Annotated in this window: 31 protein-coding genes and 1 pseudogene; 3 read left to right on the forward strand and 29 right to left on the reverse strand. The window is 52.1% G+C overall.

Features of this window, described 5'->3' with window-relative positions; genetic code table 11:
* Nucleotides 1-115: 115 nt before the first annotated feature.
* Nucleotides 116-283: pseudogene (locus tag ACFOUO_RS06165) on the reverse strand (transposase); the annotation flags it as partial.
* A gap of 121 nt (nt 284-404) precedes the next feature.
* Nucleotides 405-680 (reverse strand): SDR family NAD(P)-dependent oxidoreductase, encoded by a 276-nt coding sequence (locus ACFOUO_RS06170; protein WP_380703304.1) that lies wholly within the window; start codon nt 678-680, stop codon nt 405-407.
* 102 nt (nt 681-782) lie between these two features.
* Between ACFOUO_RS06170 and ACFOUO_RS06175 the strand changes: the two genes are divergently transcribed.
* A complete protein-coding gene (locus ACFOUO_RS06175) occupies nt 783-1,142 on the forward strand; it encodes a YndM family protein (protein ID WP_380703306.1) in 360 nt (119 codons plus the stop codon).
* Nucleotides 1,143-1,308: 166 nt separating this feature from the next.
* On the opposite strand, the gene ACFOUO_RS06180 is transcribed toward ACFOUO_RS06175, so the two are convergent.
* The 3 genes from ACFOUO_RS06180 to ACFOUO_RS06190 form a co-directional block, all read right to left on the reverse strand.
* Nucleotides 1,309-1,782, reverse strand: a complete 474-nt coding sequence (locus ACFOUO_RS06180; protein WP_380703308.1) for a Rok-like winged helix domain-containing protein — start codon at nt 1,780-1,782, stop codon at nt 1,309-1,311.
* A gap of 407 nt (nt 1,783-2,189) precedes the next feature.
* Complete coding sequence (locus tag ACFOUO_RS06185; RefSeq protein ID WP_380703310.1) at nt 2,190-3,167, reverse strand: glutaminase; 978 nt, start codon at nt 3,165-3,167, stop codon at nt 2,190-2,192.
* Nucleotides 3,168-3,449: 282 nt separating this feature from the next.
* Nucleotides 3,450-3,707, reverse strand: a complete 258-nt coding sequence (locus ACFOUO_RS06190; RefSeq protein ID WP_380703312.1) for a hypothetical protein — start codon at nt 3,705-3,707, stop codon at nt 3,450-3,452.
* A 445-nt stretch (nt 3,708-4,152) separates the two neighbouring features.
* On the opposite strand from ACFOUO_RS06190, the gene ACFOUO_RS06195 reads away from it, so the two are divergent.
* On the forward strand, nt 4,153-5,640 hold the full coding sequence (locus ACFOUO_RS06195; RefSeq protein ID WP_380703314.1) for a hypothetical protein: 1,488 nt from the start codon (nt 4,153-4,155) through the stop codon (nt 5,638-5,640).
* Between the two features lie 491 nt (nt 5,641-6,131).
* Here the strand turns inward: ACFOUO_RS06195 and ACFOUO_RS06200 are convergent, their stop codons facing one another.
* From ACFOUO_RS06200 to ACFOUO_RS06210, 3 genes are all read right to left on the reverse strand, one after another.
* The gene (locus ACFOUO_RS06200) at nt 6,132-7,118 is read right to left on the reverse strand and encodes a polysaccharide deacetylase family protein (RefSeq protein ID WP_380703316.1); all 987 of its coding nucleotides are present in this window, start codon (nt 7,116-7,118) and stop codon (nt 6,132-6,134) included.
* 128 nt (nt 7,119-7,246) lie between these two features.
* On the reverse strand, nt 7,247-7,873 hold the full coding sequence (locus ACFOUO_RS06205) for a sterol desaturase family protein (protein ID WP_380703318.1): 627 nt from the start codon (nt 7,871-7,873) through the stop codon (nt 7,247-7,249).
* 215 nt (nt 7,874-8,088) lie between these two features.
* Nucleotides 8,089-8,304 (reverse strand): DUF2188 domain-containing protein, encoded by a 216-nt coding sequence (locus ACFOUO_RS06210; protein WP_380703320.1) that lies wholly within the window; start codon nt 8,302-8,304, stop codon nt 8,089-8,091.
* A gap of 226 nt (nt 8,305-8,530) precedes the next feature.
* On the opposite strand from ACFOUO_RS06210, the gene ACFOUO_RS06215 reads away from it, so the two are divergent.
* Nucleotides 8,531-9,094, forward strand: coding sequence for a hypothetical protein (locus tag ACFOUO_RS06215; protein WP_380703322.1), 564 nt, complete (start codon nt 8,531-8,533; stop codon nt 9,092-9,094).
* Nucleotides 9,095-9,168: 74 nt separating this feature from the next.
* On the opposite strand, the gene ACFOUO_RS06220 is transcribed toward ACFOUO_RS06215, so the two are convergent.
* The 21 genes from ACFOUO_RS06220 to fabD all read right to left on the reverse strand — a co-directional run bounded on the left by ACFOUO_RS06220 (nt 9,169) and on the right by fabD (nt 26,111).
* Nucleotides 9,169-9,528: a YraN family protein gene (locus tag ACFOUO_RS06220; protein WP_380703323.1), complete on the reverse strand. Its 360-nt coding sequence runs from the start codon at nt 9,526-9,528 to the stop codon at nt 9,169-9,171.
* Nucleotides 9,529-9,543: 15 nt separating this feature from the next.
* The gene (locus ACFOUO_RS06225) at nt 9,544-10,338 is read right to left on the reverse strand and encodes a ribonuclease HII (protein WP_380703325.1); all 795 of its coding nucleotides are present in this window, start codon (nt 10,336-10,338) and stop codon (nt 9,544-9,546) included.
* Nucleotides 10,307-11,209: a ribosome biogenesis GTPase YlqF gene (gene ylqF / locus ACFOUO_RS06230; RefSeq protein ID WP_380703327.1), complete on the reverse strand. Its 903-nt coding sequence runs from the start codon at nt 11,207-11,209 to the stop codon at nt 10,307-10,309. The genes ACFOUO_RS06225 and ylqF overlap by 32 nt, the downstream gene beginning before the upstream one ends.
* A 12-nt stretch (nt 11,210-11,221) precedes the next feature.
* A complete protein-coding gene (lepB, locus tag ACFOUO_RS06235; protein WP_380703329.1) occupies nt 11,222-11,773 on the reverse strand; it encodes a signal peptidase I in 552 nt (183 codons plus the stop codon).
* Nucleotides 11,774-12,082: 309 nt separating this feature from the next.
* Nucleotides 12,083-12,427: a 50S ribosomal protein L19 gene (gene rplS / locus ACFOUO_RS06240; RefSeq protein WP_380703331.1), complete on the reverse strand. Its 345-nt coding sequence runs from the start codon at nt 12,425-12,427 to the stop codon at nt 12,083-12,085.
* A 134-nt stretch (nt 12,428-12,561) separates the two neighbouring features.
* Complete coding sequence (trmD, locus tag ACFOUO_RS06245) at nt 12,562-13,308, reverse strand: tRNA (guanosine(37)-N1)-methyltransferase TrmD (RefSeq protein WP_380703333.1); 747 nt, start codon at nt 13,306-13,308, stop codon at nt 12,562-12,564.
* Nucleotides 13,309-13,324: 16 nt separating this feature from the next.
* Nucleotides 13,325-13,843, reverse strand: coding sequence for a ribosome maturation factor RimM (gene rimM, locus ACFOUO_RS06250; RefSeq protein WP_380703335.1), 519 nt, complete (start codon nt 13,841-13,843; stop codon nt 13,325-13,327).
* A gap of 31 nt (nt 13,844-13,874) precedes the next feature.
* Nucleotides 13,875-14,102 carry a KH domain-containing protein gene (locus ACFOUO_RS06255; protein ID WP_380703337.1) on the reverse strand — a complete coding sequence of 76 codons (228 nt, stop codon included), beginning with the start codon at nt 14,100-14,102 and terminating at the stop codon, nt 13,875-13,877.
* A 38-nt stretch (nt 14,103-14,140) separates the two neighbouring features.
* Nucleotides 14,141-14,413: a 30S ribosomal protein S16 gene (rpsP, locus tag ACFOUO_RS06260; RefSeq protein ID WP_380703339.1), complete on the reverse strand. Its 273-nt coding sequence runs from the start codon at nt 14,411-14,413 to the stop codon at nt 14,141-14,143.
* A gap of 37 nt (nt 14,414-14,450) precedes the next feature.
* Nucleotides 14,451-15,800 (reverse strand): signal recognition particle protein, encoded by a 1,350-nt coding sequence (gene ffh, locus ACFOUO_RS06265; protein WP_380703341.1) that lies wholly within the window; start codon nt 15,798-15,800, stop codon nt 14,451-14,453.
* Between the two features lie 61 nt (nt 15,801-15,861).
* Nucleotides 15,862-16,188 (reverse strand): YlxM family DNA-binding protein, encoded by a 327-nt coding sequence (gene ylxM, locus ACFOUO_RS06270; RefSeq protein ID WP_380703343.1) that lies wholly within the window; start codon nt 16,186-16,188, stop codon nt 15,862-15,864.
* A gap of 179 nt (nt 16,189-16,367) precedes the next feature.
* The gene (gene ftsY, locus ACFOUO_RS06275) at nt 16,368-17,363 is read right to left on the reverse strand and encodes a signal recognition particle-docking protein FtsY (protein WP_380703345.1); all 996 of its coding nucleotides are present in this window, start codon (nt 17,361-17,363) and stop codon (nt 16,368-16,370) included.
* Between the two features lie 12 nt (nt 17,364-17,375).
* Entirely contained in the window at nt 17,376-20,966 is a 3,591-nt protein-coding gene (smc, locus tag ACFOUO_RS06280) for a chromosome segregation protein SMC (RefSeq protein ID WP_380703347.1), read from the reverse strand.
* 166 nt (nt 20,967-21,132) lie between these two features.
* Nucleotides 21,133-21,471 (reverse strand): tRNA-binding protein, encoded by a 339-nt coding sequence (locus ACFOUO_RS06285; RefSeq protein ID WP_380703349.1) that lies wholly within the window; start codon nt 21,469-21,471, stop codon nt 21,133-21,135.
* A gap of 49 nt (nt 21,472-21,520) precedes the next feature.
* Complete coding sequence (locus ACFOUO_RS06290; RefSeq protein ID WP_380703351.1) at nt 21,521-21,727, reverse strand: hypothetical protein; 207 nt, start codon at nt 21,725-21,727, stop codon at nt 21,521-21,523.
* A 19-nt stretch (nt 21,728-21,746) separates the two neighbouring features.
* Nucleotides 21,747-21,917: a hypothetical protein gene (locus ACFOUO_RS06295; RefSeq protein WP_380703353.1), complete on the reverse strand. Its 171-nt coding sequence runs from the start codon at nt 21,915-21,917 to the stop codon at nt 21,747-21,749.
* A 130-nt stretch (nt 21,918-22,047) separates the two neighbouring features.
* Nucleotides 22,048-22,740 (reverse strand): ribonuclease III, encoded by a 693-nt coding sequence (gene rnc, locus ACFOUO_RS06300; RefSeq protein ID WP_380703355.1) that lies wholly within the window; start codon nt 22,738-22,740, stop codon nt 22,048-22,050.
* A 23-nt stretch (nt 22,741-22,763) separates the two neighbouring features.
* Entirely contained in the window at nt 22,764-24,008 is a 1,245-nt protein-coding gene (fabF, locus tag ACFOUO_RS06305; protein WP_380703357.1) for a beta-ketoacyl-ACP synthase II, read from the reverse strand.
* A 94-nt stretch (nt 24,009-24,102) separates the two neighbouring features.
* Entirely contained in the window at nt 24,103-24,336 is a 234-nt protein-coding gene (locus ACFOUO_RS06310) for an acyl carrier protein (protein ID WP_380703359.1), read from the reverse strand.
* A 76-nt stretch (nt 24,337-24,412) separates the two neighbouring features.
* Complete coding sequence (gene fabG, locus ACFOUO_RS06315; protein ID WP_380703361.1) at nt 24,413-25,156, reverse strand: 3-oxoacyl-[acyl-carrier-protein] reductase; 744 nt, start codon at nt 25,154-25,156, stop codon at nt 24,413-24,415.
* Nucleotides 25,157-25,172: 16 nt separating this feature from the next.
* The gene (fabD, locus tag ACFOUO_RS06320; RefSeq protein WP_380703363.1) at nt 25,173-26,111 is read right to left on the reverse strand and encodes an ACP S-malonyltransferase; all 939 of its coding nucleotides are present in this window, start codon (nt 26,109-26,111) and stop codon (nt 25,173-25,175) included.
* Nucleotides 26,112-26,151: the final 40 nt, after the last annotated feature.

A 26,151-nucleotide genomic window follows, 5' to 3' on the forward strand; every position in this document is an offset into this window, starting at 1 on the left:
TGCAGACATTCGTTCCAAACAAGAGCGGATTCACGGTTACAGGCAAAGAGGCGATTCACATCGGATAGGGAGGCAACAAAATGTACTTTCTTCGCTCGAAGCATATTTCACCTCATAGCGTGATATTGTATTTGGATGCGATGTACTCAAAGATTTCCTTTGCACGACGAGAGATAGGATCATCCAGTACTTTCTTTCGATATTTGATCACGAGGACTAAGTGGTAGTACATCAAGAATACTGAATGGTTGTTGCTATCCAATTTCCTATTTATATCAACCATTTCATCACCTAATACTGATGATAGATCCGGTGAATCATAAAGGCAACCATGATTCTACTAAGTGGTCAAACTAGCGAGAGGGGTAAAAAGCACCCCTCCCTCGTCTGACGCGCCATTCATCTCACCGCTTGTAGAAGTGGGAGACTTCTGGCGCAGGTTTGTTAAATCCAATCGAGTGAAAAACGAGGGAAGCTCCTTCAGAAGCGCGTTTGGCAAACTGCGGATCCCTCGCATCGCCAGTAAAAATCTCCACATCGATATCTTGTAGCCGTTTTTTGATTTTCTCCTCGCTTCTAGCAACCACTCGTGCCCGATACCCGTTCTTATGCAATTCGCGTACCACGTACTGGCCCATTCCTCCAGACCCTCCGAAAACCGTCGCTATCGGTTGGCTCATCCACTCGTTTCCCCCTTAAAAAATCTCCACGGTCGGAACCGTATATTATGGAATAGTTAAACCAACAATGATCAAAAGACCTGTACGCAAAGGATGATGTGTGTGAGACATTTACTCGCTTTGCTGATCAAGTTTGCAGCGACGACTGTGGTATTGTTTATCATCTTGAGTGGTTTTTACGATGTGTCGTTTACCGATGTCTTCTTGACAAGCGTCGTGTTGACAGCCATCGGTTATTTGGGGGATCTCTTGATCTTACCTCGAACCGGGAATTTCATCGCATCCATGGGCGATTTTGGGCTTGCCCTCATAGTAGTCTGGTTCATGGGTACATACCGATTCGATGAAGAGGTTCCTCTGTTTGGTCCCGCATTCCTGAGTGCCGTCGTTATAGCCTTCAGTGAATGGTTTTTCCATAAGTATATGAAGAATGCTTTCATGGAAAAGGAAGCGATTGGGTAAGGTCATTGACCATTTTCCGGGTTTAAAAAAAGCCGGTGATATACCGGCGGTGATCCCCCATACTCGGTGCGTTCCACCCCTTCGGCCCGATTGGCGGGCAAAGGGACAAATGGTCCGCGAAGCCTTCTTTATCCAGCACCCTTTGTCAGCATTCTTGGGAGTCCGATCATACGGGCTCCTTTTGACTTTCGAGCTTGAAGGCATAGCGTCCATGACTCACCTTCTGTATGGCTGGCGCAATCTTCATGATCGATTTCATGGTAATCGTCGGATTGGAACCGAAATCACCGCCTCGCTGTTCCACTTCATGCGCGATCTCGGATAGACGCATACTGCCCCGTTCCTGAAGAATTTGCGAAACTAATTCCGCAGCTCGGATCGTCTTCCTATGGATCCCTTTAGTGTTCACCAATTGGATGGGCTCTGGTTTCACTTCCTCGGCGATAGCAGGGGAAGCAACCCTTTCACCTTCTCTCCTTACCATCTTATTTAAAGCCTGACCCAACCCATCACTCAATGCCAAGATAAACCGCGTGTTTTCTTCCCGCATAGCCCGCAAAGCCACAAGAAGCTTTTGATTCTCTCCCTGTACCAAAGCGCGTACCTCTTCTTCCAGTTGATTATCCAATTTCTTATCCACCAAATCATCTCCTTTTTAACAAATATGCTTCGCTATATACTATCATCTTAACCGATTTCAGGTTGTTTATAAACCACCTGGGAGCTGAAAGACAGTTTTATTATGAATTGCGTAAAACAAATGTACTACGCGATTCAAGTATATGGATTATTCCCAGTAGCCCAAATGCTATTTACGTCATTGATTTGCTTGCTTCCCTTTCCTTATCAAATGAAAAATCATCTAATCTTCTGTGATGGAATTTTGTATGTAAAATCCATCCAGGATCACCCCTATACCAGATAAGGTATAAAATGGAACCCAACCGGAAACATTCACCCTATGACGGAAAATCGATCAACAGCCACACGAAAAAGGACAGGTTTACAAAGGAAACCTGTCCGGCTGGGTGGAGACGAAATCGATATTCAAAAAATATTGAGATCCCAATGTTCAGCCATGTCTTTTAATACCATCAGTCCCGAAACGCTGTTGCCAACTTGATCGATGGCCGGACCGTAAATTCCGATACCGCCTCCCTCTTGAAAAGGTGCCCCTCGTCGGCCTCTCGGAGGAATCGCCGCCATGATACCGCCAGATACACCGCTCTTCGCAGGGACCCCCACAAATGCCGCCAATTTCCCCGAGGCATTATACATACCACAGGTAAGCATCAAAGCTTTGGTAACTTTCGTGATCCTCCGGGGAATCATCTGTTTCCCTTGGAAAGGATCAAACCCGTCATCGGCGATCACCAGACTGATCTTTGCCAGATCTTCGGCAGTTACTTGAATTGAACACTGTCTGGAATACACTTCAAGGGCTTCTTCCACACCGGCAGCCAAAAATCCGTTTTGCTTTAAATAATAAGCCAAAGACCGGTTCAGATAAGCGGTTTCCCATTCGGATTTGAATACGTTTTCATTCACGAGCGGTCGTTTACCCAGGATTTTTTCCAATAGGGACAGGATAGGTTCCAATTTGTCCGCAGGTTCTTTTCCCGGAAGAAGGGAAGAAACGGTGATGGCACCTGCGTTGATCATGGGATTAAAGGGCTTTCCCGGCTTGTGAGCCTCTAGACGAATAATGGAATTAAAGGCATCCCCAGTAGGCTCAACATCCACACGATTTAGCACTTCTTCCATTCCACAGACGGAACAAGCAGCCATGAAACCAATTACTTTCGAGATGCTTTGCATGGTAAAGGGAATATCCCATTCTCCAGCCTTCATCACTTGTCCATTCGGATGAGCAATACACACCCCCAGATGCTCGGGGTTTGCCTCAGCAAGGGCCGGAATATAAGCTGCACACTTTCCCTGAGCGGAATAAGGCCGAAATTGTTCGGTCCATTGGTGCAATTGTTGGGTAAAGGAGCACTCGATCTCCCCTAAAGTCCGTTCCATCGTTCATACCCTCAATCTTTTATTAAAATAAGTGCATCAGTCCATACCGCCTGTCCCTATTATAGAGGGAAAGATGAACACGCTTCTACGGTGTTTTTCGCTTTTTCCATGAGGAAATTACTTACAGAAATCAACACCGTAAAGGTTTATCTTGAGCGAAAAGAAAAAGCGGCTCCGTGGCCACAGCGCTCTTCTGATGGAAAGATGATCACCTAGAATGGGGTAGCTCTTTCCAGATAAACAAATAACAGCCTGCCGTGTGGCGGGCTGTTATTTATAAAGTTATAAAAATCGAATGAGCAACCCGACACCAGTAATGACTAAGCCAACCCCAGTCAGGATCACTCGCCATGTCTGAGACTTCACATATTCTTTGGTGGCCAATTCCCCCATGCGCTTCTCGTCGTGCTCTCTATGGGTCTTCAGCTCTGTCACCGAGGTATGAACTTTACCCATGGTTTCACGCATTTTCTGCAATTCATTCCTATGCGCCCGAATCTCCTCCAAGACAGTGTCTATTTTCGACTCGATATGGATCACCCTCTTTGTTTAGGAGAGGTTTCTCTTGAAATACATTATAGATAGAAGGTAAGCACTGCGTGTTTCAATTGGGTCGTGACCCAAGCCCACTTCGGCAACCCACTCTTGATGGGAGGTATGTCTGTGAACCGGCGAAACGGAACAACATACGAAAAACCCCCTGTTCTGTATAGCAACACGCCCTTTGTCTTTATCCCTATAGTAATTATAAATTACCAATATACCATTACACTATCATTACAAAAAGATTCGATTTATTCATTGTAAATAATTTCAACTTGATTATAAACAAACTACATGATATATTTCTGCTACAATCACAACCTATTTTAGGAGGCGTCCGCCCTTTTAAACATAATCATTGGACCTATCTGTAATAAAAGTGTAATGGTTTTAAAAACGCTTTTACCATCACTCTTATGAGATAAGCGAGGAGAAAATGAAGATGATAAAAACCCTTAAAAGAAAGATATTAATACCTGTGGTTGCTGCTACGATGTTATCAAGTTCTTTTTTGCCTGCTACACCAGCCTCTGCGAAGGTTGATTCAAATGATATAACAAATGCTTTAAAAGGAACCTATCAAAATGTGCCCACTGTTAACGATTTACCATCCACTTTTAATTTTGGTCCAAACGATCCACAGCATCAAACAGGCCATGCACACGGAAAATTTGAGAATTTCGGGCTAAACTCCTATATCACACTAACCTATACAGGCAGAAGTCCGAGGTCGATTTATCTGGCCATGGATCAACAGGGTAACACACATGTTCCTCACTTTTTACGTCACAATTACGCAATTAATAGAAATGGAGGTCCTCACTCACTATTTCTAAATTTAGAGAATGAAGATTTCATAGGTTTGATAGCCGATGCTCTTGATTATGTTGATATTGATCGATATGCGCAAAATCCTTCGGGTTTCACCCCGCCAAGTGGTGTGAGATTTCAAAATACTGGACGGGGACGAAATGGAGCTCAAAGGAGTGAATTTGTAATCGAAAATGCACATAATGTAAGTGTATTCAATCGAGTCAATCAATCTGCTCATATGTTGAGTATGACTTATAATGGTCCGAGTGATAGATATTTAGGAAATTTTGATTTGACTATCGTGGTTGATAGGTATATGACTGGGCGTGTCGAGTTATTAACTGTCTATCCCACTCGACAAAATCTATCTAACACTGGAACTAACGCTGGAAAACGTCCTGCCCCCTCGTCTAACAATCAAGGAGCAAAACGCTTTTGCTACCAAGTACCAGGCCCTTCTGGCCCTTCCGGTCCAGTCGGTCGGAAGAAACGAAGCGAAGAACCGAGCGTAGAACCGTGCGTAATTGGTAATAGCGAAGGAGAACCTTTGCAGTATAACAAAACATACCTGTTTTCTACTTCCGAAACTAAACCAATAGCAGTAGAAGAGAAGGTAACCAAGGAAAGTAGTTTTTGGCGAACATTATTCTTACATGGACCTCTTGGGTTTATTATACCAGAAGAGTATAATCCCATTGGATGGGGTGGTAGTAAAATTTGGCCTGAAAGCAAAAAAGTTAGCGACAAAGTTGAAGAGGTATCCAAGGATTTAGCATCAGTGAAAATCGAATCTACTACCGACAAGAATGGAAATGTTGAATTAGGAGATAAAGTTCGTATTCGATTTGAAGCTCCTAAGTACAAAGACAAGCCCTATTTGAATACAGATGACGTAGCTAAAGAGGGCTCCGAAATTAGAAGGGTTGGAGAAGACCAAAAGGACAAACCTGGTAGTCTATGGACGTTGGAACAGGGGGAGGATGGGACAAGTCTAGTTCATCAAGAGAATGGGAAAAAACCCCTGTATTTTTCCATGAATGGATTGAGTAAAGATAAATATTTCATCTCACTTGTGCCAAACGGAGATGACAAGAAAAAGAAGGAAGAGCTGAAATAAGATGCGGGCATTCCAGCTACGAGTGAAAAACATATAGGGTTTATTAAAGGACCTGTAATACATTGGTATTATCCCCTTTAGGTAAACAGTGTAAAGAAGTTACACTCTCCTTGAAGGGGATTTCTTATGCCCTTTGAATTGGAGCTATCCTTGTTTTTCCTTCCATCTAAAGCTGCCTTCAACCCGCATTTTCAATTCAAACGCCTTCATTATGATTCCCATGCAGAACCAGACAACGCCTCCCGACTTGGTACAGCATGTCCTTGATTGCGATTGGGGGGGCGTTGCCTTCGGGGTGATCGGCCCATGGGTATTAGTGCTCGGCTTTACTGAAGTATGATCACCTACGCTGCTACCCCTGGTTCGTGGATCTTTTTCATTCGAGGACAGCACTGCGCGTTAACCTGTTACCCCCGACGTAAAACCGTCCCGATACGTTAAAACCCCGTTCAGAGAACGGGGTAGGAGAAGAGCATGGGAAGCAAAATCATTTAGTGAGAATTCGCTTCCCGGTAGGCGGGTATGCCCAGCATTTCATCCACGGTAACCAAGCGGTATCCTTTCTTTTTCAAATACCGGATTTCCTTTTTCACCGCCTTCACTGTAGCGGAACGATCCCCGCCACCGGAATGGTGAAGGATAATGGCTCCAGGGCGAACGGCATTCGTCACGTGCTGCTCGATCACGGTGGCTCCGCGCCCCTTACGCCAATCAAGGGAATCAACGCTCCAATTGATAATCCGATAGGACCGGGACAGAATCGCCTTCTCCACTCCTTGATAGGCCCCGTAGGGTGGACGCATCAGGGTCATCCGTCGACCGGTGAGGCGAGCCACTTCCCGATCCGTCTTATCTAATTCCTCCTGCACCTTTGTATCGGTTAGTTTCGGGAGGAATGGATGGCTCCAGGTATGATTGCCAATCTTGTGCCCTTCCCGATCGATTCTGCGTAAAACGTCGGGATGCTGGCGTACTTCTTGACCCACAACAAAAAAGGTCGCCTTCACACCCTCTTCTCGCAATAGATCTAGCACCTCTCCCGTATAGCGGGCATCGGGTCCGTCATCGAAGGTGAGAGCCGCGGTTTTTGATCCGCCCTGACCCTGAAGAACAATTTGATCAGCGGGGATCGACTTGGGTTTTTTTTCTTCCCTCCTCGCATCGACGGAAGAATCGCCCTGCTTCCTGGTCTTTATATCAGACGAGACAGTAGAATCCTTATCTTTCCCCTCTCTATCGGAAGGGACGGAACGAGGCTTTTTCTGGGAAGGTTCTTCAAGGGAAGCATTCGGAGAATCCGGACTGGATTTGGGATTGGCGTCCTCTCGAAGGGATGACACCTGTTGAGCCGACTTCTCAGCCTCCGTGGGCTTCTCATTTCCCGGGGAAATCGCCAGCAACCCCTCCTCCTTTTCTTGCCAAAAAGGGAGCGTTAGAGTAGTTGCAGCTAAAATCACCGATAACCAAATGTGTTTCAAGGTCTCTCCTCTTTCTCTTTTTTCTCTCCCCTTTTCTTTCGACATGAAAGCCTAATATTCTTGCCGTGACTCGACATTTTTTAACGAAAAAAATAGCCCCTTCCGGAGCATGGGTTTCCATGGACGATCTAACGCGGTGACGCCTTTCGTCCCTCCAAATTCTTCACTGTCGTGCTTCGTTCCGCTTCTTTTTCATCGAGATAGGTCCCCAACGCTTTATCCAGCAGGGGGTTGGTTACGCCGTACCAATAGTTTTCATTTTTGTAGTGATGCCAAAGGTGAACCCGTTTCATATACCGCCCCCAAGGAGTGATCGGCTTGACGGGTCGATGGGCAACCAAGTGCATCCATTCATAACCTAATAGATAGATGATCACACCTACGGTGAAAGCGAGCGTCAACACCCATTGGCCGGTCACTCCGAAGGCGATGCCTCCCACGACTGCAATGAGGGGCAAACTGTACCAAACCGGGAGGAACAAAAGCTCTCCGTTGTCCGGCTCTGCATGGTGATCATAATGAAGGCGCTTTAGTAAGCGATGAAAATGCGGGTTGGAAGGCGGCTTCAGATGGAAGAAAAAACGATGAATCATGTATTCACTAACGGCATAACCCAGCATTCCCCCTCCAATCGCCACCCAGACGGCCCAACTCGCCAAATGAGGCGATATCGCTGCCAGACCTGCGATCAAGAGGAACAGCATCACGATAACATCACGCTGCTTAAAAAACTCTTTCAAAACCTGCCGGTTCATCCCCGTCCCCTCCTGTCTATCCGTCTATTCAGAAAGTTTACATCCCTTACTCTTTCGATATTCCGGACAAATCTCCCTTTTATTCGTCACCCTCTGACCATCGGAACTTCCTATCCGAGAATGACAACCGGTGATCCAAGCAAAAGAGGAGAATCCCATTTGCGTGATTGGACGCCGGATTCTCCTCTTCTAAGTTTATAGCTAAAAGGCGACTACTAGGACGGAGACCGTTGTTGGAACTTCCGCACTTCCTCTTCTTGATGGTTCTTATCGAGAATAACGAGTTTGCTAGGTGCATGGGTTTTCGCTAGATCGATCCCGGCCTCAATCGCCGCATCCTTTTGGGTATACAGCTCGGCGGGTGCCGTATTCTCGATTTTTACAAACCAACCAGTAGCATCTTTGTTAGGTGTAATCGTATAGCAATTCATCCCAGACCCTCCTCCACGTTTTCTCTATAAAAAGATTTTCCCTCTTGCCACTGAAGGGTAAACACCTTTCCCTCTGCCTGCACCTGCCGACCACCATTAAAAATCGACACTTTCAACTCGTATCTGGGTTTGAGAGAGGATCTTTCCGGGAAACCTTCTTTTTCAGATGCCCTTGTTCAAGTATAATTATGGATAGAAGGAGAAGGCCTTTAAGGGGGAAGTTCGGATGTGGTCAAAAATCAAACGCTTTTTCGATGCAACGACAGAACCCATGGATCCGGATGATGCGGAAAGTTTACATAAAGAAATCGACCGGCTGAAGAGGGAAAACAACGAGCTTCGCCTGAAACAAAAAATCCAGAACACTCATGCAGAGTCGGCACCATGCAAAATACATATTGAATTTTTCCTTTATGATGCTGGTAACCAGGGGAAAACCTCTTATACCGAAGCAGACATCCACCGTTATCCGATGATGGGTTTTACGATTCACTTTCTAGACGAAAAAGCGAAACGACCGGAATGGCTCTCCTATATTCTCAATGGATTAGAAGAGACCTTCGACACAATGAAAGTGAATTCCCACCAGGTTGTCAAGCCCAATCTCTACAGCCTGTTCGTCGATCTAAAACTGTATCCCCATATTGAGGTGAAAAAAAGCATCTACCTCGTCTTTCAGCAATTACACCAATGGCAGATCAAGGGCACAGAACAGGTTTCCTTCCGGGTTCATATCGGCGGGGAGGAGCTTTATCAGGAGTTATTGAATACCCATCTAGAAGCTGTGTGATAAAAAAAGGACGTTCCGTAGAACGTCCTTTTTTCTTTTCTCCCGCAAAAAAACACGCCTGACGGCGTGTCGACTCAAAATGCACCTTCCAGATGATCGAGGCGCTCCACCTCTCCGGAAGGGGCAAGTAGGACGGAAATGACATCGATCCGGAGGGGACGATTCTCCAGGCGGTGGCTCTTTACATATTGCAACGCCAGGCGGCGCACCTTTTGCTGCTTCTTCCCATCGACGGACTGAAAGCCATAACCAAAGCGGGTCCCCCGGGTGGTTCGCACCTCGACGATCACGATACTCCCCTTCTGGTCGGCGATAATGTCCAGCTCGCCAAGACGGGTCCGCCAGTTGGTCTCTCGGATCAGCCAGCCCTTCTCCTCCAGATAGCGCCGAGCCGCAGCCTCCCCGAGAGTGCCCGTTTTCCTCCGCCCATCCATTCCGCACCTCCCCCTTTATCCGATCATTCCACGCCGGTGCGCCCGTTCCTCAACAGGCGCGAAGCTCCTCCGATGCAGTGGACAAAGCCCCCATTTGTCCAGGGCTTCCAGGTGTTCTGGCGTTCCGTAGCCCAAGTGGCGGTCAAACCCGTATTGCGGATATTCCTCCGCTGCCTGGCGCATCCACTCATCCCGAACCGTTTTGGCGATAATGGAAGCCGCCGCGATGGAATGACTGAGGGCATCTCCCTTCACGATACCGTGTTGGGGCAGTTTTACTCCTGGTAGTTTCACCGCATCCAGGAGAAGCATATCCGGCTTTGGCACCAGTTCATCAAGGGCTCGACGCATCGCTTCGAAGGTTGCCTGGAGGATATTAATCTCATCGATGGTTTGGTTATCCACGATCCCGATGCCAACGGCCAAGGCTCCTCCCTCAATCCGGGTTCGAAGTGCCTGTCGTTCCTCACGGGTCAGTTTTTTTGAGTCGTTAAGGCCGATTGCGTCAAAATCTTCAGGAAGGATGACCGCCGCAGCTGTAACCGGACCGGCCAGAGGGCCTCTACCCGCTTCATCCAGCCCGGCGATCAGCCGGTATCCCTGTTGTCGATATGTATGTTCAAACTGCCACATCCGCTCGACCCGTTCCTGTTCAGAGCGAATTTTTTCCTGTCTGCGTAAAAAAGAGCGGGCCAGCTTCTGTACGCCGGCCCGCGGATCAGCGAGCAACTGATCGATCCAACCCGGATCGATTTCGCTATCGCTGTTGAGGCGGGCCTCAATTTCGCGGACCGTCCCCTGTACTTTCATTCGCTTCTTCTCCCTTCTCCCAATCAGACGGGAATTCGAGGGAAATCCGTCCCAAGCGTCCGGAACGAAGATCCTTCACCACGATGTCCGCCGCCTTCTCGTAATCGACTTCGCCGCCCTTGCGCATACAACCGCGCCGCCTTCCCACCTCTTCCAACAGAGTGAGACCATCTGCTCCATCCGATAGCTCCATGTTATAACGGTCGATGAGGGAGGCAGGGTAGCGATCCCCCAGATAGCCGAGCAGATATAAACCGATTTCGTCTACGGGGAGGATCTCCTCCCGGATGGCCCCGCTGGCTGCAAGACGCAAGCCGACAGTCTTATCTTCAAATTTCGGCCATAGAATACCGGGAGTATCCAATAACTCGGTGCCGTCGCCTACCTTGATCCACTGCTGAGCACGGGTCACGCCCGGGCGATCTCCCGTCTTGGCGATGCTGCGACCGGCGAGCCGATTGATAAGGGCCGATTTGCCTACGTTAGGCACCCCAAGCACCATCGCACGGATTCGTTGGCGCTTGATCCCCTTTTTCTCCAGGGCAGCCAATTTATCTTTCATCAGATCCCGGCTGATCGAGGAAATCTTTTGGATGCCAGTCCCCGACAGGGTGTCAATCGGCAGCACCTTTACCTGGGCCGAACGGAAATAGTCGCTCCAAAGACGCGTCGCCTCGGGATCTGCGAGGTCGCTCTTGGTAAGCAAAATCACCCGGGCCTTCTCCCCGACTAGTTCATCGATCATCGGGTTACGGCTGGACAACGGAAGCCGGGCATCCAGCAATTCATAGACCAGATCCACTTGCTTGATTTTCTCTTCCACCTGACGGCGGGCTTTGGCCATATGGCCGGGAAACCACTGGATTGTCATGTCATCACCTTTTCACCACAAAAAAGAAAAATCGTTCATAGGCCAGAAGATCACATCCGCACGTCCCACCAACCGGTCGAGGGGAATCGGCCCCAGTTCACGGCTGTCGCTGGAGTTCATACGGTTGTCGCCCAGGACGAAGACATGGTCTTTGGGTACTTTTACCGGGCCAAAATCGGCTGTCCGGTTTCTTTCGTCTATGTAAGGCTCCTCGATACTACGACCGTCTACCCGCACCACATTGTTTTGTGCAGATACCGTTTGACCCGGCAACGCGATGACCCGCTTGATGTAGTCCTTATCTTCCGAGGCATGAAAAACAATGACTTCACCAGGCTCAGGATCACGGATCAAGTAAATCATTTTATTGACGATTACCTTGTCTCCGTTGTGCAAGGTAGATAACATCGACGGGCCCGCGACGCTGAAAGGCGACAAGACGAAATAGCGGATGATCAAAGCGAGCACTACAGCAATGGCAAGCGCCTGTACCCATTCCCACGCTTCATCGTTTCCCCGGCTCTGTCTTCCGTGCCTGGCGGAACGGGGGGTGAACTCACTCATGAAGCTCCTCCTGACTGTCGCGATCGCACCAAGAATACGGGGAATTCGGTGTACGGCCCCAGCGGCCGCCCATTCCTCCAGACCACCCTAACCGGCGGCACAGAGCCCGTCCGGGTCGGGACCATGAGGCATACAGCCCTGGTACATCCAGTATACATGCTTCCGTCTATCGATACCAGATACGGGGAAAAGTTCTGACCTCATCCTCCCAACGCTACCGATCAGGTCAAAACTCCCTCCTACCTACCCGATACGGAAGATCTCCAAAAACTCATAAAAGGGCTTGAGAATTCAAGCCCTTTTAGGAAGTTAATGGATTTCTTTGATCCGGGCTGCCTTACCGCGGCGGTTGCGGAGGTAGAACAGCTTCGCGCGGCGAACTTTACCGCGGCGAGCCACCTCGATTTTTTCGAGCCGAGGAGAATGCAGCGGGAAAGTCCGTTCCACGCCCACTCCATAGGAGATCTTCCGTACCGTGAAGGTTTCGGAGATTCCGCCTCCGCGACGTTGGATAACCACACCTTCAAAGACCTGGATCCGTTCGCGGGTGCCTTCCACAACCTTTACGTGTACCTTCACCGTATCACCGGCGCGGAAGCGCGGGATATCCTTGCGCTGCTGTTGTTCGCCCAATTCACGTACTACCGGGTTCATAGCAATTTCCCTCCTTTCCGGATAGGATTGTATTGTTCATTTCAGGATCCGTTAGCTCATGAAGCACAAGATCCATTTTAACATACGGCGGAAAGCAAAACAATTGACTGCTATACTTGCCGTCCCTTTCGCCGTCAGTCCTCAGAGGAATCCTCCGCTTTCAGCTCGGCGAGGTAGGCACGATCTTCTTCGGTTAAGTCAGCGGACTCTAAGAGATCCCGTCTACGGAGGAATGTCCGACGCAAGGCCTGTTTGCGACGCCAATCCTCGATCATCCGATGGTGGCCGGAGAGCAAGATGTCCGGAACCTTCCAGCCCCGGAAGTCGGCGGGACGGGTATATTGGGGATATTCCAAAAGGCCTGTCGAAAAGGAATCCGCCTCCGCCGATGATTCGTTTCCGAGTACCCCAGGAACCAGGCGGCTCAAGCTATCCATCACCACCATCGCAGGCAGCTCGCCCCCCGTGAGCACATAGTCACCGATGGAAATCTCCTCGTCCACCAAATGCTCACGGACCCGCTCATCAAAGCCTTCATAATGGCCGCAGAGAAGGACGATATGGGAGTGACGGGCCAGTTCTTCCGCTTTCCGCTGGGTGAAAGGGATTCCCTGGGGGCTCATCATCAGTACCGGGGGTTTAGTGGTCTCTCCATGTGTCAGTTCCTCCACCGCCCGGAACAAGGGCTCCGGTTTTAGAACCATCCCCCCACCGCCGCCGTACGGCGTATCGTCGACCGTTCGGTGTTTATCGGTACTGTATTCCCGGAAATTGATAAATGATGGTGCGATCAATCCCTGGTCAACAGCCCGCTTCATGATACTGGAGGAGAGAAACCCCTCAAACATCTCCGGGAAGAGTGTCAAGACATCAAAACGCAATCCGGTCTCACCTCGATCAATCGAGCCCTTCCATCCACTGGATCACCACGCGCTTCCCTTCTACATCCACATCTTTCACGACATCATCGATGTAGGGGAGCAGGAGATCCTTGCCTCCCGGTCGGCGAACCACCCAGACATCATTCGCCCCGGGTTGCAGGATGTCAACAATGGCACCCAGTTTCTCACCCTCCGTCGTCACGGCTTCACAGCCGATGATTTCAAAGAGATAGTAGGCTTCGTCCTCGTCCACTGCTTTGGATCGTTCCACCATTAACGTACCGCTCTTGTACCCCTCTGCTTCGTTGATATCCGCCCATTCCCGGAATTTGACCAGGAATCCTTGCTTATGGGGACGGAAGCTTTCCACCGTCAGAGGGACCATCCCCTCCAAACGGGGATGGCTGAGCATGAGTTCAGTTCCGGGAGCGAAGCGGACTTCAGGAAAATCGGTACGGGATACGACCCGGACCTCGCCTCGGATCCCGTGAGTGCCGGCGATGTGGCCGACGGTCAACCAGTCCGGTTCAGCCATGGACCGGCCTCCTTTCGTCCAGCGTCGCGGCTCAGACGATCTCCACCATGACGCGCTTATCTTCCCGAACTGCGGCAGCTCCGACCACCGTTCGTAACGCTTTAGCGATGCGTCCCTGCTTCCCGATCACTTTTCCCATATCCTCCGGCGCGACAGAGAGGACGAATACAATCCGTCCTTCCTCTTCCCGCTCCCGGATACGGACCTGATCGGGATGTTCAACCAGGGATTTCGCGATACACTCAATCAGTTCCTTCAAAGGGATTCCCCCCCAAGCCCGCCAGGCGGGCAGGGAACTTATTTCTGATGCTTGGCTTCATGGATCTTCTTCAGAATGCCTTCTTTACGGAACAGGTTCTTTACCGTATCGGAAGGCTGGGCGCCGTCGGAGAGCCATTTCATCGCTTTCTCCTCATCGATTTTCACCTGGGCCGGTTGGGTCAGCGGGTTGTAATACCCGATTTCCTCGATAAAACGACCGTCCCGGGGTGCGCGAGCGTCTGCTACCACCACGCGGTAGAAGGGAGCTTTCTTGGCACCCATGCGCTTCAGGCGGATTTTCACTGCCATCGTAAACTTCACCTCCTCTACAGGATAAACCGAATCCTCAGGGCATAAACGGGAATTTAAACCGTCCCATGCCCTTTTTCTTCTTGCCCTTGGTCATGGACGAGAACTGTTTCATCATCTTCTTCATGTCCATAAACTGCTTGATCAACCGGTTGACGTCCTGAACCGTGGTGCCGCTTCCCGCAGCCAGTCGTCTGCGTCGACTGGCATTAATGATATCGGGATGCTGTTTTTCCTCTGGGGTCATCGAGCGGATGATGGCCTCTACTTTGGTCAGTTGCTTCTCATCCACCTGCAGATTTTTCAGGCCCTTCATCTGCCCCGCCCCCGGCATCATGCCGAGGATTTCATCCAGCGGACCCATGTTTCGGACCTGGTCCATCTGGTCGAGGAAATCGTCGAAGGTGAACTGCTGGGTACGCATCTTACGCTCCAGGTCCTTCGCCTTCTCCTGGTCGACATTGGCTTGCGCCTTCTCGATCAGGGTGAGTACATCCCCCATCCCAAGGATTCGAGAAGCCATCCGTTCAGGGTGGAAAGGTTCCAGGGCGTCCACTTTTTCGCCCATCCCAGCAAATTTTACGGGACAGTCCGTTACCGCTCTGACAGAGAGGGCCGCACCGCCGCGGGTATCCCCATCCAACTTAGTGAGGACGACCCCGGTCAGAGCCATCTCCCGGTTGAAGTTTTCCGCTACGTTGACAGCGTCCTGACCCGTCATCGCATCGACGACGAGGAGCACTTCGTCTGGGGAAACTTCCTGTCGGATCGCCTTTAGCTCATCCATCATCGTCTCATCGATGTGAAGGCGGCCAGCGGTATCGACAATCACCACATCATGGCCCTCTTCTTTGCCGTGGGCGATCCCTTTTTCCGCGATGGTAACAGGGTTTTCTTGATCCCCCATAGAGAAGACAGGGATGTCGATCTGTTCCCCCAGCACCTCCAGTTGTCGGATGGCTGCCGGTCGATAGACATCGCCAGCAACGAGGAGTGGCTGCTTGTTCTGCTTCCTCAGGTAGTGGGCCAATTTGCCGGCAGTGGTCGTCTTCCCCGCCCCCTGCAAACCTACCATCATGATGACAGAGGGTTTGGAGGTCAGAGAAAGTTTTGCCTGGGAACCACCCATCAGCTGGGTAAGCTCCTCATTAACCACCTTGATCACCTGCTGACCGGGAGTGAGGCTCTTTAGAACTTCTTGGCCGACGGCTCGTTCGCTCACTTTGGAAACGAACTCCTTGACCACCTTGAAGTTGACATCTGCTTCCAGGAGAGCGAGACGTACCTCCCGCATCGCGGCTTTCACGTCGGCCTCGTTCACTTTCCCTTTGCCGCGCAGTTTCTGCAGCGCGGATTGCAGGCGTTCGGACAATCCTTCAAATGCCATGGTGCCAGCCTCCCCGCATCCCAGGATCAAATCACAAGCACATCACGTCTCATGTTCATCGTCAATCCAGCTCCAACAACTCCTGAACCAGCGCTTTCACCGTGTCTCCTTGCGGGCCGCCTTCCGTTTCAGCGATGATCTTCTCTGCAATCTTCCGCCGCCTCAGGTGGCGGTCGAGAAGCCCGAGCTCTCCCTCTCGTTCTTCCAAGGCCGACTGCGCCCGTTTCAGGCCTTCAAAAACAGCCTGGCGTGAAATCCCGATATGCTCGGCAATTTCCCCCAGAGACCAGTCATCATGGAAATAGAATTCCAGGAGCGCTCGTTGTTTATCGGTCAACAGTGGTGCATAGAAATCATATAGAAGGTTGACACGAGTCGTTTTATCCAACAACCGGGGTCACCTCGAATCACCTGTCAGGGTGGTGCCCTTTACACGAGGATCATCATATCAATCCCAGAGTTTCGTGTCAAGGTTTTTGCGTTGTCATTCACCCTTTGAATAACTCCACACCGACAACAGCCCGTCTTTCACAAAGAAAGACGGGCTGTTGGGCTGTTTTTCCGTATCTACTCTGCCGCCTCTTCCCTTTCGATCATTTCGGCAAAGAGGGCGTGAACGTATTGGTCCCCGTTGAAGGGTTGGAGGTCATCCATCTTCTCTCCAAGGCCGATCCACTTGACCGGGGTAGCCAACTCCCGGCGAATCGCAATGGCGATGCCTCCTTTGGCGGTCCCGTCCATCTTGGTCAGGACAATACCGGTGAGACGGGTGGCATCGTTGAAAATCTTAGCCTGCTGCAGAGCATTCTGACCGGTGGTGGCATCCAAAACCAGCAGGGTGTCGTGGGGAGCGTCCGGGATTTCCCGTTGGATTACCCGGTGCACCTTTTTCAGTTCCTGCATCAGATTCACTTTGTTCTGCAAGCGACCAGCCGTATCACAAAAAAGGACATCGGCCCCCCGTGCTCTGGCGGCCTGAATGCCGTCAAAGATAACGGCAGCGGGGTCGGAACCTGCCTGATGCCGAATCACATCGGCCCCGACCCGGTCCCCCCATACCTGGAGTTGCTCGATAGCCCCGGCACGGAAGGTATCTCCGGCAGCCAGGATCACCTTTTTACCTTGTTCCTTATAATGGTGAGCTAGCTTGCCGATGGTGGTCGTTTTACCCACCCCGTTCACTCCGACGATAAGAACGACGGTCAATTCATTTTCCTGCAGATTCATCGCTGCATCGGAACTGTCTCCCTCCCCTTTCAGGATGTCGGCAAGGATCTCCGACATCAGGGGCTGTAGCTCCGCCGGATCCTTGATGCGGCGTTCCTTCACTTCCCCCCGCAGGCGGTCCACAATCTCCAGCGTCGTATTGACTCCGACATCAGCTCCGATCAGGACATCCTCCAATTCCTCATACATCTCTTCGTCGATCTTGCTGCGAGAAAAGACGCTGTCCATCGCCCCAGCCAGGGAACTGCTGGTCTTCTCCAGCCCCGATTTGAACTTCTGCGTGACGGATTCCGTCGTTTTGGATACACTCTCTTTCAACCGTTTGAAAAAATTCATCCGCTCTCCTCCTTATTCCATGGCAGCCGCTACTTCTTTATCCCCGTCGAACTCTTCCAACTTGACGGAAACGATCTTGGAGACACCGGCTTCTTCCATCGTCACCCCGTACATCACATCCGCCCCTTCCATCGTTCGTTTGCGGTGGGTGATAATGATGAATTGCGTTTTTTGGGAGAACTCCCGGAGATACCGGGTAAACCGGGAGAGGTTGGCCTCGTCCAGGGCAGCATCCACTTCATCCAACACGCAGAAGGGAACCGGCTTGTACCGAAGAACGGCAAATAGGAGCGCAATAGCGGCCAATGCCCGTTCTCCTCCTGAGAGAAGGCCGAGACTTTGGGGTTTTTTCCCTGGCGGCTGGGCGATGATTTCAATCCCTGTTTCCAGTAGGTTCTCCGGTTCGGTCAGACGAAGATCCGCTCGTCCGCCGCCGAACATTTTGGCGAACACATCGGTAAATTCCACCCGGATTGCCTCAAAGGTCTGGGAAAAACGGGTGGACATCTCCCCTTCGATATCCCGGATCACTTGAAATAGCGTCTCCTTTGCCTCCAGAAGATCATCCCGTTGTCCCGCCAGAAAATTAAACCGGGTGGAAAGCCGACCATGCTCCTCGATCGCTCCCAGGTTAACCTCGCCGAGAGCTGCGATCTTGCCACGCAAAGAACGGACTTCTCTCTCCGCCTGCTTGGGATCCTCCGGCTGGGGGTAACGATCTTTCGCCAGTTCGTAAGAAATCTCGTATTCCTCGGCCAACTTTTCCAGTTGGTGATTGAGTTCCACATCCAACCGGTTCGCCCGAACCTCTTGCTGATGAAGTTCCTCTTCATGTTTGCGCATTCCCTGTTGGGATTTTTTCAGTTCGGATTCCTTTTCTCCCCGGTCACTGTGGAGGCGATCCCGTTCCTCTTTGGCGGCAGTGAGGGCTTCAAAGGTCGATTCTTTCTGCTCCCGGAGGTCCTCCGCCTTTCCTTCCAGCGTTCGCGCTTCCTCGGATTGATCCTCTTCACCGGCCTCTAGGCGGGCAAGACGGTCTCTGGATTCTTCGGCTTCCTTTTCCGCCTTCTCCTTTTCCCGGCCCAGGCGTTCACAATCGGCGGCCAGATACTCTCGTTCCTGATGAAGACGGGCAGCGCTGATCCGCCAGTCGGTGATCTCCTTATTAGCGGCATCTTTCTCCGAAGCGTGCTGGGCCACCCGTTCCTGGGAAGCGTGGATCGCTTTTTTAAGACGGGCCTCTTCTTCCTCCGACGCCGTGATTTTACGTTCCAATTCTTCCCTTTGGATGCGGATCCGATCCACTTCCTTGTCAAGTCGGGCTCGCTCTGCGGCAGTCTTTTTCTTTTGACCGTCGTGGTTGCGGCTCTCTACGGTCCACTCCCGTTCGCTTCCTTTCAACTCCTGCTGGGTAAGACGCAATTCCTCTCCTTCCTCACGCAGATCTTCCAGGCTCTCTTCCAGTTCTTTTCGCCGGGTGAGAAGTTCATCGTGCTCTTCCTTCGCAGCCTGCCATTCCGCTTTTGCGGCTTCGATCTGCTTCTCCAGTTCCTCCACCTGGCGAGACCGACCGAGAAGGTTAGCCTTCGATTTCTGCTGACTTCCCCCGGACATGGAACCGCCGGGGTTCACCACATCCCCGTCCAGGGTTACAATTCGGTATCGGTACCCGATCCGGCGGGCGATGAGATTGGCGTCTTCCAAGGTACGGGCGACCACTACCTGTCCGAGGAGATTCAGCACTACCTTGCGGTAAGGTTGTTCACATTTGACCAGATCGGCAGCCATACCGACAAACCCGGGGACCTCCTCCAGGTTGCCCTTCTCATGGGAGGGGAAGAAGCGTCCCTGAATCACATTCAGAGGAAGGAAGGTAGCCCGTCCGGCCCGGCGTTCTTTGAGGAAACGGATGCCAGCGCGGCCCGTCTCCTCATCCTCCACCACCAAATGTTGCATGGCACCTCCCAGGGCGGTCTCAATCGCCGCTTCATATTCAGCGGGGACCTGGATCAACTGGGCAACAGCGCCAAAGATGCCGGAAAGCTCCTTGGCCCCGCGGTCCCGAGCTTTTAGAATTTCCTTCACTCCCTGGAAAAAGCCAGCGTGTTCGGCCTCCATATCTTTGACGATCTCCCGGCGAGAGTGGAAACCATCCAGCTTTTGCTCCGCCTGCCGTAAGATCTTGGCGGCCTCCTGGATGGCTGGATCCAGCTGTTGCCGTTCCTTGCCCAACTCCCGAAACTGCTCGGCGCAAGACTCCAGGGCAGCATCTACCTCGGCCAGCTCCCTGTCCAGCCATTCTTTCCGATCTGCGAGTTCCTTGTCCGCCTGCTTTTCCAACGCTTCCTGGGCGACAACCTTTTCCCTGGCTTCTTTTGTCTGAGCTCCCTGCTCTTCTAGGTAACCCTGCTCACTTTCCAGCCGGGTACGTTCTTGGAGCAAGGCGGAGAGACGCTGTTTTAACTCATCCAGATCGAGGACGGCGGTATTCCCAGAAGCGGCCAGCTTCTCCTGGGCCTCTTTTAGCTTGGCCTCTACCTCAACCAGCTGTGCTTCCTTTTTCGCCAGGCGCTCTTTCTGGTGTAGCCATTCGGCTTCCCGCTCCTCGATTTCCCCGGTTAAGGCCTGGATACGCTCTTTCAGCTCTTCAATGGAGACGGCCCGGTTGCGTGAGCGCTCCAGAAGCACTTCCCGCTGCCCCTCGACCTTCTCCAATTCTTCACTCACCTGAAGGAGTTCTCCCTGCAGGGTTTCCACCTGTTTTTCTTTCTGGCCGATCTCCCAGCGCAGTTTTTCCAATTCTGCTTCCCGACCGGAGACGTCAGCCGTCCATTCCGCTTGCTTTTCGTTCAAAGAACCTAGCTTTTGATTGGCTTCTTGCCAATTTTGGTGCAGGGTTTCAATCTTATGTACGTACAAGCCAATCTCCGCCTGGGTAAGCTCCGCCTTTAGCTCTTTGTACCGTTTGGCTTTCTCCGCCTGTTCGGCGAGAGGTTCCACTTGGCTTTCCAGCTCGCTCACCAGGTCCTGAATACGGGAGAGATTCTGCTCGGTGGTCTCCAACTTTTTCTCCGCTTCCCGTTTGCGGGATTTATACTTGACGATCCCAGCCGCTTCCTCGAAAATAGCCCGTCGGTCCTCCGATTTCGTAGAGAGGATCTCATCGATGCGTCCCTGTCCGATCATCGAGTAGGCTTCCTTGCCGATCCCGGTGTCCATGAACAGTTCGGTGATGTCCCGTAGACGGCAGCCCTGCTTGTTGATGAAGTATTCACTGTCACCGGAACGGTAGACCCTGCGGGTGACGGTCACTTCAGAATAATCCAAGTTCAGTTTTTGGTCGGTATTATCGAAGGTGATGGCGACTTCGCAATACCCGACAGGTTTCCGGGTGTCACTTCCGGAGAAAATCACATCCTGCATGGACGCCCCCCGCAAGGACTTGGCACTTTGTTCCCCCAGTACCCAGCGCATTCCATCGGTAACGTTGGACTTGCCGCTCCCGTTGGGGCCGACCACTGCTGTCACTCCGGGGACAAACTCCAGTTCCGTCCGGTTGGCAAAGGATTTAAACCCGATCATATCCAGTCTTTTCAGATGCAATGCGTCCCCCTCCTTTCCTATAAAATTCATCTTGTTTTCGGCTCATAGCCGTTTTTCATTGTCTGACAAGCTCCTGAAGCCGGTTCCTGCGGCTTCAGGTACTTATTCTACCATGAGAAACGGCACCGGATTAAGGCTTTCTCCGGTGCCGGGATGATAAATTTCGTCACCATACCCGGGTGCCCAAAGGCACCTCGTGATCCGGGCGAAGCAGGGAAACGGAACCGTCTTCCAGCACATTCCCCAGGACCAAGACCTCCGACATAAAATCGGCCACTTGACGCGGCGGAAAGTTGGTCACCGCTAACACCTGACGGCCTTCTAATTCTTCCGGCGTATAGCGGTCGGTGATCTGGGCGCTGGACTTTTTCATGCCCCCTTCCTTCCCGAAATCGATCCACAGCTTGTAGGCGGGCTTTCGTGCTTTGGGAAAGGGCTCCACCCTTACCACCTTTCCGGTACGAATCTCGATTTTTGCAAAATCGTCAAAGGTGACGGTAACCATGGGTTCACTCTCCTCCATGAGCTGGATACCGGGTTCGATGCTGGGGGCTCTATTGTTTTTCCTCTTTCTTCACGGACTCCCTGTTTCCCTCCCCACTGCCAGCTCTTTGACCTGCCAACACCTCCATGGACCGAGACAACTTTTCATGGGCTTTCATCAGCCGCCAAAAAACCACCCCGACAAAAATAGCGGCTGTCAAGGGCACTAGAAATGTGACAAATTGGAAAATCATCGTAAGCCAATTGAACTGTACCATATAAAATAGCCAACCTCCCTCACATGTCTTTTTTCTGCTCCAACCCCAAGCGCTCGGACAAATCGCTTACCGACTGGGCCAGCTTTTCGTGAGCCTTCATCAATCGCCAGCTAACGATCACACCGAAGAGAAACAGGCCACCATAAAAGAGGCCCATCACCATAAGCGGTAGAAATTGCAAGGCATTCATGGACATCCCCCTTTCCATCAACTGTCCTTCCCAACCCTTCTTTTACCTTTTACGTTTCAAGACCCTTCCAGTTTCACTCTCCGCACAAAAAAACAACGAACCACCGGTCATCGTAGCCGGTGGTTCGTTGTCAACCTTTGATCCGGAACCGCTTCAAGCCTTCCGCAGCCGCCCGCTGTTCCGCTTCTTTTTTGGAGCGCCCCATCCCCGAACCGAGCCTTTTGCCCGCCAGCCAGACCTCGGCGACGAACTGCCGGTCGTGTGCCGGGCCCTGGACATCGACGATTTGGTATTCCAGGGAGCCGAGATGTTCTTGTTGAACCGCTTCCTGCAACTGACTCTTCGCATCGGTTGCCTGTGTAAGCCATTGATCATCAATGCGGGGAAAGATAGCGGACTTCATAAAGGCCTTGACGCCGTTCAGGCCTTTCTCCAGGTAAAGGGCACCGATAAAGGCCTCGAAGACATCCGCGAGAAGGGCTGGTCGATTGCGGCCCCCGGTCATCTCCTCTCCCTTGCCCAACCGGACATGGTTGCCGAAACCCAGATCTCGGGCAAAGGAAGCCAGGGAAGGCTCGCAGACAACCCGAGCGCGCATCCGGGTCAAATCCCCCTCATGTAAAGCGGGAAACCGGTGGTACAGGTGTTCCGACACTGTCAATTCCAGCACCGCATCACCCAGGAACTCCAGCCGTTCATTATCTTGTTGGAGTTTTTCCCCTTTCCGCTCATGGGCAAAAGAGGTATGGGTGAACGCCTGCAAAAACAGCTCTTCGTCCTGGAGAGACAGGCCGATGGTCTGTCCCAGTTCGGCCAGGTTCATCTCCTGATCACCACCTGCAATAATTACGCTTCGTCGTAGGCTTTCAGTACGATCGTCGCGTTGTGCCCCCCGAAGCCGAGGGAGTTGGACAGCGCTGCCCGCACGTTGGCTTTCCGTGCCTCATTAGGAACGTAGTCCAAGTCACACTCGGGATCCGGGTGCTCATAATTGATCGTCGGGGGCAGGATGCCTTCTTTCAGAGCGAGGGCGGTGACGATCGCTTCCACCCCGCCAGCGGCACCCAACATGTGGCCAAACATCGACTTACTGGAACTGACCGCCAGCTTGTATGCATGGTCACCAAAGGTTGCCTTGATAGCCATCGTTTCAAACTTGTCGTTCAGATCCGTGGAGGTTCCATGGGCATTAATATACCCGATATCTTCCGGCTGCAAGCCCGCGCTCGCTAGGGCTCGTTTCATCGAACGGGCGGCACCTTCTCCTTCAGGGGCCGGAGCCGTCAGATGGTGAGCATCGCCAGTCATACCGTACCCTACCACTTCGGCGATGATGTTAGCCCCTCGCTCCAGAGCATGGTCCAGAGTTTCCAAGACGAGGATGCCGGATCCCTCTCCCATGACGAACCCGTCCCGTTCCTTGTCAAAGGGACGGCTCGCCTTCTCTGGCTCTTCGTTGCGGGTGGACATCGCTTTCGCTGAACAGAAACCGGCAAAAGCCATCGGTGTAATCGTCGCCTCGGTACCCCCGGCGATCATCACATCAGCTTCGCCCCGCTCGAGAATTTTGGTCGCATCCCCGATCGAGTGAGTACCGGTAGCGCATGCGGAGATAGCTGCACTGCTGGGCCCTTTGGCCCCAAGGGAGATGGAGACTTGGCCCGCCGCCATGTTGGCGATCATCATCGGGATGAAGAAGGGGCTGACACGCCGCGGACCCTTCTCAATCAGTTTCCGGTGTTCTTCTTCCCAGGTGGTTAAGCCACCAATACCGGAACCGATATAGACGCCGATTCGATCCGGATCCATACCGTTAAGGTCAATACCAGCATGATCGATGGCTTTTTTCGATGCAGCTACGGCAAATTGGACAAAGCGGTCCATGCGCCGAGCTTCTTTTTTATCCATATAATCCTGCGGGTCGAAATCATTCACTTCCGCAGCGATCTTTGTCGGGTAGTCGCTGGTGTCGAACCGGGTGACAGGGCCAATCCCGGATTGACCGGAGACCAGGTTGTCCCAAAACGTGGGGATATCGCTGCCGATAGGAGAAATCAACCCCATACCGGTAATCACAACCCGTTTCGCCATTTGCTTCACCGCCTTTATTCAAAACAAGATGGGAGGAATATTCCTTGAAAGAGAAGACAAGTCCCGTTCATCAAACGGGACTTCGCTTCCTCTCTCAGGAGCGGGAATCGATATAAGAAACGATATCCCCTACCGTATTAATTTTTTCGGCTTGTTCATCGGAGATCTCCAGGTTAAACTCGTCTTCCAGCTCGAGGATGAGATCCATCACGTCCAGGGAATCCGCTCCCAGGTCGTCTTTAATTGCGGCTTCAGGAGTCACCTCGGCGGCATCCACACCCAGACGATCCACGACAATGCGTTGCACGCGGTTTAGCGTATCGGCCATTTCCTTCACCTCCCTTTCGTATTATACGGGATGTATGTTGAAAAATCGAGCAAGCATATCCCATCAAATCAGGTAGTTATGCGGTTACCATGCCGCCGTCTACGTTGAGGGTTTGACCCGTGATGTAACCCGCCTGATCGGAAGCGAGGAAGACAACCACATGAGCGATATCTTCGGGCTTTCCAAGCCGGGCGAGGGGGATTTGGCTCGTCATACCTTCCCTTACGTCCTCACCCAACTCTGCCGTCATATCCGTTTCGATAAAGCCAGGGGCCACGGCATTGACGGTAATTCCGCGGCTGGCCAATTCCTTAGCCGTCGTTTTGGTAAGACCCAGCACCCCGGCTTTCGCCGCCGTATAGTTGGCTTGTCCCGGATTGCCGACGAGGCCGACCACAGAACTGACGTTAATGATGCGACCGCCCCGTTGCTTCATCATCGGGCGGGTGACCGCCTTCGTACAGAAGAAGACGCCTTTCAAGTTGGTATTTAGGACCTGGTCCCAATCCTCTTCCTTCATTCGGAGTATCAGATTGTCCCGGGTAATACCGGCATTGTTGACCAGGATGTCGACCCGACCGAACTCGGATACCACTTCTTTAACCGCAGCATCGACATCCGCCGCCTGAGAGATGTCCGCCCGGATCACCAAGGCCTTCTGCCCTTCATCCCGGACGGCAGAGGCGGTATCCTCGGCTGCCTCCTTGTTACCCGCATAAATAATCGCTACATCCGCTCCCGCTTTCGCAAGGGCAAGGGAGACCGCCCGTCCGATGCCACGGGAACCGCCGGTTACGATCGCGACCTTTCCGTTCAGCATGAAAGATCCTCCTCTGTTAGGCCAGTTTATCCAACACTTTTTGGAACGAGTCCTTATCTTGGACAGAAAGAGCCGTCACTCTCCGCTCGACTTTGCGGACCAGGCCGGTCAGAACATTGCCGGAGCCGATTTCGATGAAGGTGTCGACCCCCTCGTTCACCATCCAGCGCATGCTGTCTTCCCATAGAACTGGGGAAGACACCTGCTCCACCAGGGAACGACGGATTTTTTCCGCTTCCTGCTGAGGCGTAGCCGAGACATTTGCCACCACCGGAATTTGGGCATCACTCACCTCAAACTCCTTCAAAACCTCTTCCATACGGTCTGCCGCCGGTTTCATCAGGCTGGAGTGGAAGGGACCACTCACCGGCAGGGAAACCACACGCCGGGCACCTGCTTCCTTACATTTCTCACCGGCAGCTTCCACTGCTCTTTTCTCCCCGGATATGACCAATTGGCCCGGGCAATTGTAGTTGGCCGGTTCCACGGCACCCCCGCCAGCGCCGGAAACCTCCCGGCAGGCCGTCTCGACGGCTTCCCTGCCCAACCCGAGGACGGCAGACATCGCCCCTTGGCCTGCGGGCACCGCCTCTTCCATCAGTAACCCACGCTGACGCACGGTGCGAAGGGCGTCGGAAAAGCTCATCGCCCCTGCCGCCACCAAAGCTGAGTATTCACCCAGGCTGTGACCAGCGACAAAATCCGGCCGGATACCCGCTTCTTCAAAGAGAGGCAGCAGCGCAACACTAGCCGTCAGCAAAGCAGGTTGGGCATTGGCTGTCAGGCGCAGTTCATCTTCGGGTCCTTCGAAGCACAGCTTCGATAGGGAGTAGCCGAGAATCCTATCCGCTTCTGCAAAGCATTCCCGGGAACGTGAGTCAGCATCGCACAGGGAACTCCCCATCCCAACCGCTTGCGACCCCTGTCCTGGAAATAGAAACGCAATCTTGCCCAAGTCTCTTCCCCCCTCTATGTAACCCGGTCAAGCGACCGGA

Origin of the sequence: Salinithrix halophila (genome assembly GCF_042650125.1) — a bacterium.
Lineage (GTDB): Bacteria > Bacillota > Bacilli > Thermoactinomycetales > DSM-45169 > Salinithrix > Salinithrix halophila.

Bases quoted from the DNA above. Each gene is read 5' to 3' on its own strand.
- ACFOUO_RS06170 (WP_380703304.1), bottom strand. From the start codon at position 680: ATGAGCCAACCGATAGCGACGGTTTTCGGAGGGTCTGGAGGAATGGGC.
- ACFOUO_RS06185 (WP_380703310.1), bottom strand. From the start codon at position 3,167: ATGGAACGGACTTTAGGGGAGATCGAGTGCTCCTTTACCCAACAATTG.
- ACFOUO_RS06195 (WP_380703314.1), top strand. From the start codon at position 4,153: ATGATAAAAACCCTTAAAAGAAAGATATTAATACCTGTGGTTGCTGCT.
- ACFOUO_RS06205 (WP_380703318.1), bottom strand. From the start codon at position 7,873: ATGAACCGGCAGGTTTTGAAAGAGTTTTTTAAGCAGCGTGATGTTATC.
- ACFOUO_RS06210 (WP_380703320.1), bottom strand. From the start codon at position 8,304: ATGAATTGCTATACGATTACACCTAACAAAGATGCTACTGGTTGGTTT.
- ACFOUO_RS06215 (WP_380703322.1), top strand. From the start codon at position 8,531: ATGTGGTCAAAAATCAAACGCTTTTTCGATGCAACGACAGAACCCATG.
- ACFOUO_RS06220 (WP_380703323.1), bottom strand. From the start codon at position 9,528: ATGGATGGGCGGAGGAAAACGGGCACTCTCGGGGAGGCTGCGGCTCGG.
- ACFOUO_RS06225 (WP_380703325.1), bottom strand. From the start codon at position 10,338: ATGAAAGTACAGGGGACGGTCCGCGAAATTGAGGCCCGCCTCAACAGC.
- ylqF (WP_380703327.1), bottom strand. From the start codon at position 11,209: ATGACAATCCAGTGGTTTCCCGGCCATATGGCCAAAGCCCGCCGTCAG.
- lepB (WP_380703329.1), bottom strand. From the start codon at position 11,773: ATGAGTGAGTTCACCCCCCGTTCCGCCAGGCACGGAAGACAGAGCCGG.
- rplS (WP_380703331.1), bottom strand. From the start codon at position 12,427: ATGAACCCGGTAGTACGTGAATTGGGCGAACAACAGCAGCGCAAGGAT.
- rimM (WP_380703335.1), bottom strand. From the start codon at position 13,843: ATGGCTGAACCGGACTGGTTGACCGTCGGCCACATCGCCGGCACTCAC.
- rpsP (WP_380703339.1), bottom strand. From the start codon at position 14,413: ATGGCAGTGAAAATCCGCCTGAAGCGCATGGGTGCCAAGAAAGCTCCC.
- ffh (WP_380703341.1), bottom strand. From the start codon at position 15,800: ATGGCATTTGAAGGATTGTCCGAACGCCTGCAATCCGCGCTGCAGAAA.
- ftsY (WP_380703345.1), bottom strand. From the start codon at position 17,363: ATGAATTTTTTCAAACGGTTGAAAGAGAGTGTATCCAAAACGACGGAA.
- ACFOUO_RS06285 (WP_380703349.1), bottom strand. From the start codon at position 21,471: ATGGTTACCGTCACCTTTGACGATTTTGCAAAAATCGAGATTCGTACC.
- ACFOUO_RS06290 (WP_380703351.1), bottom strand. From the start codon at position 21,727: ATGGTACAGTTCAATTGGCTTACGATGATTTTCCAATTTGTCACATTT.
- ACFOUO_RS06295 (WP_380703353.1), bottom strand. From the start codon at position 21,917: ATGAATGCCTTGCAATTTCTACCGCTTATGGTGATGGGCCTCTTTTAT.
- rnc (WP_380703355.1), bottom strand. From the start codon at position 22,740: ATGAACCTGGCCGAACTGGGACAGACCATCGGCCTGTCTCTCCAGGAC.
- fabF (WP_380703357.1), bottom strand. From the start codon at position 24,008: ATGGCGAAACGGGTTGTGATTACCGGTATGGGGTTGATTTCTCCTATC.
- ACFOUO_RS06310 (WP_380703359.1), bottom strand. From the start codon at position 24,336: ATGGCCGATACGCTAAACCGCGTGCAACGCATTGTCGTGGATCGTCTG.
- fabG (WP_380703361.1), bottom strand. From the start codon at position 25,156: ATGCTGAACGGAAAGGTCGCGATCGTAACCGGCGGTTCCCGTGGCATC.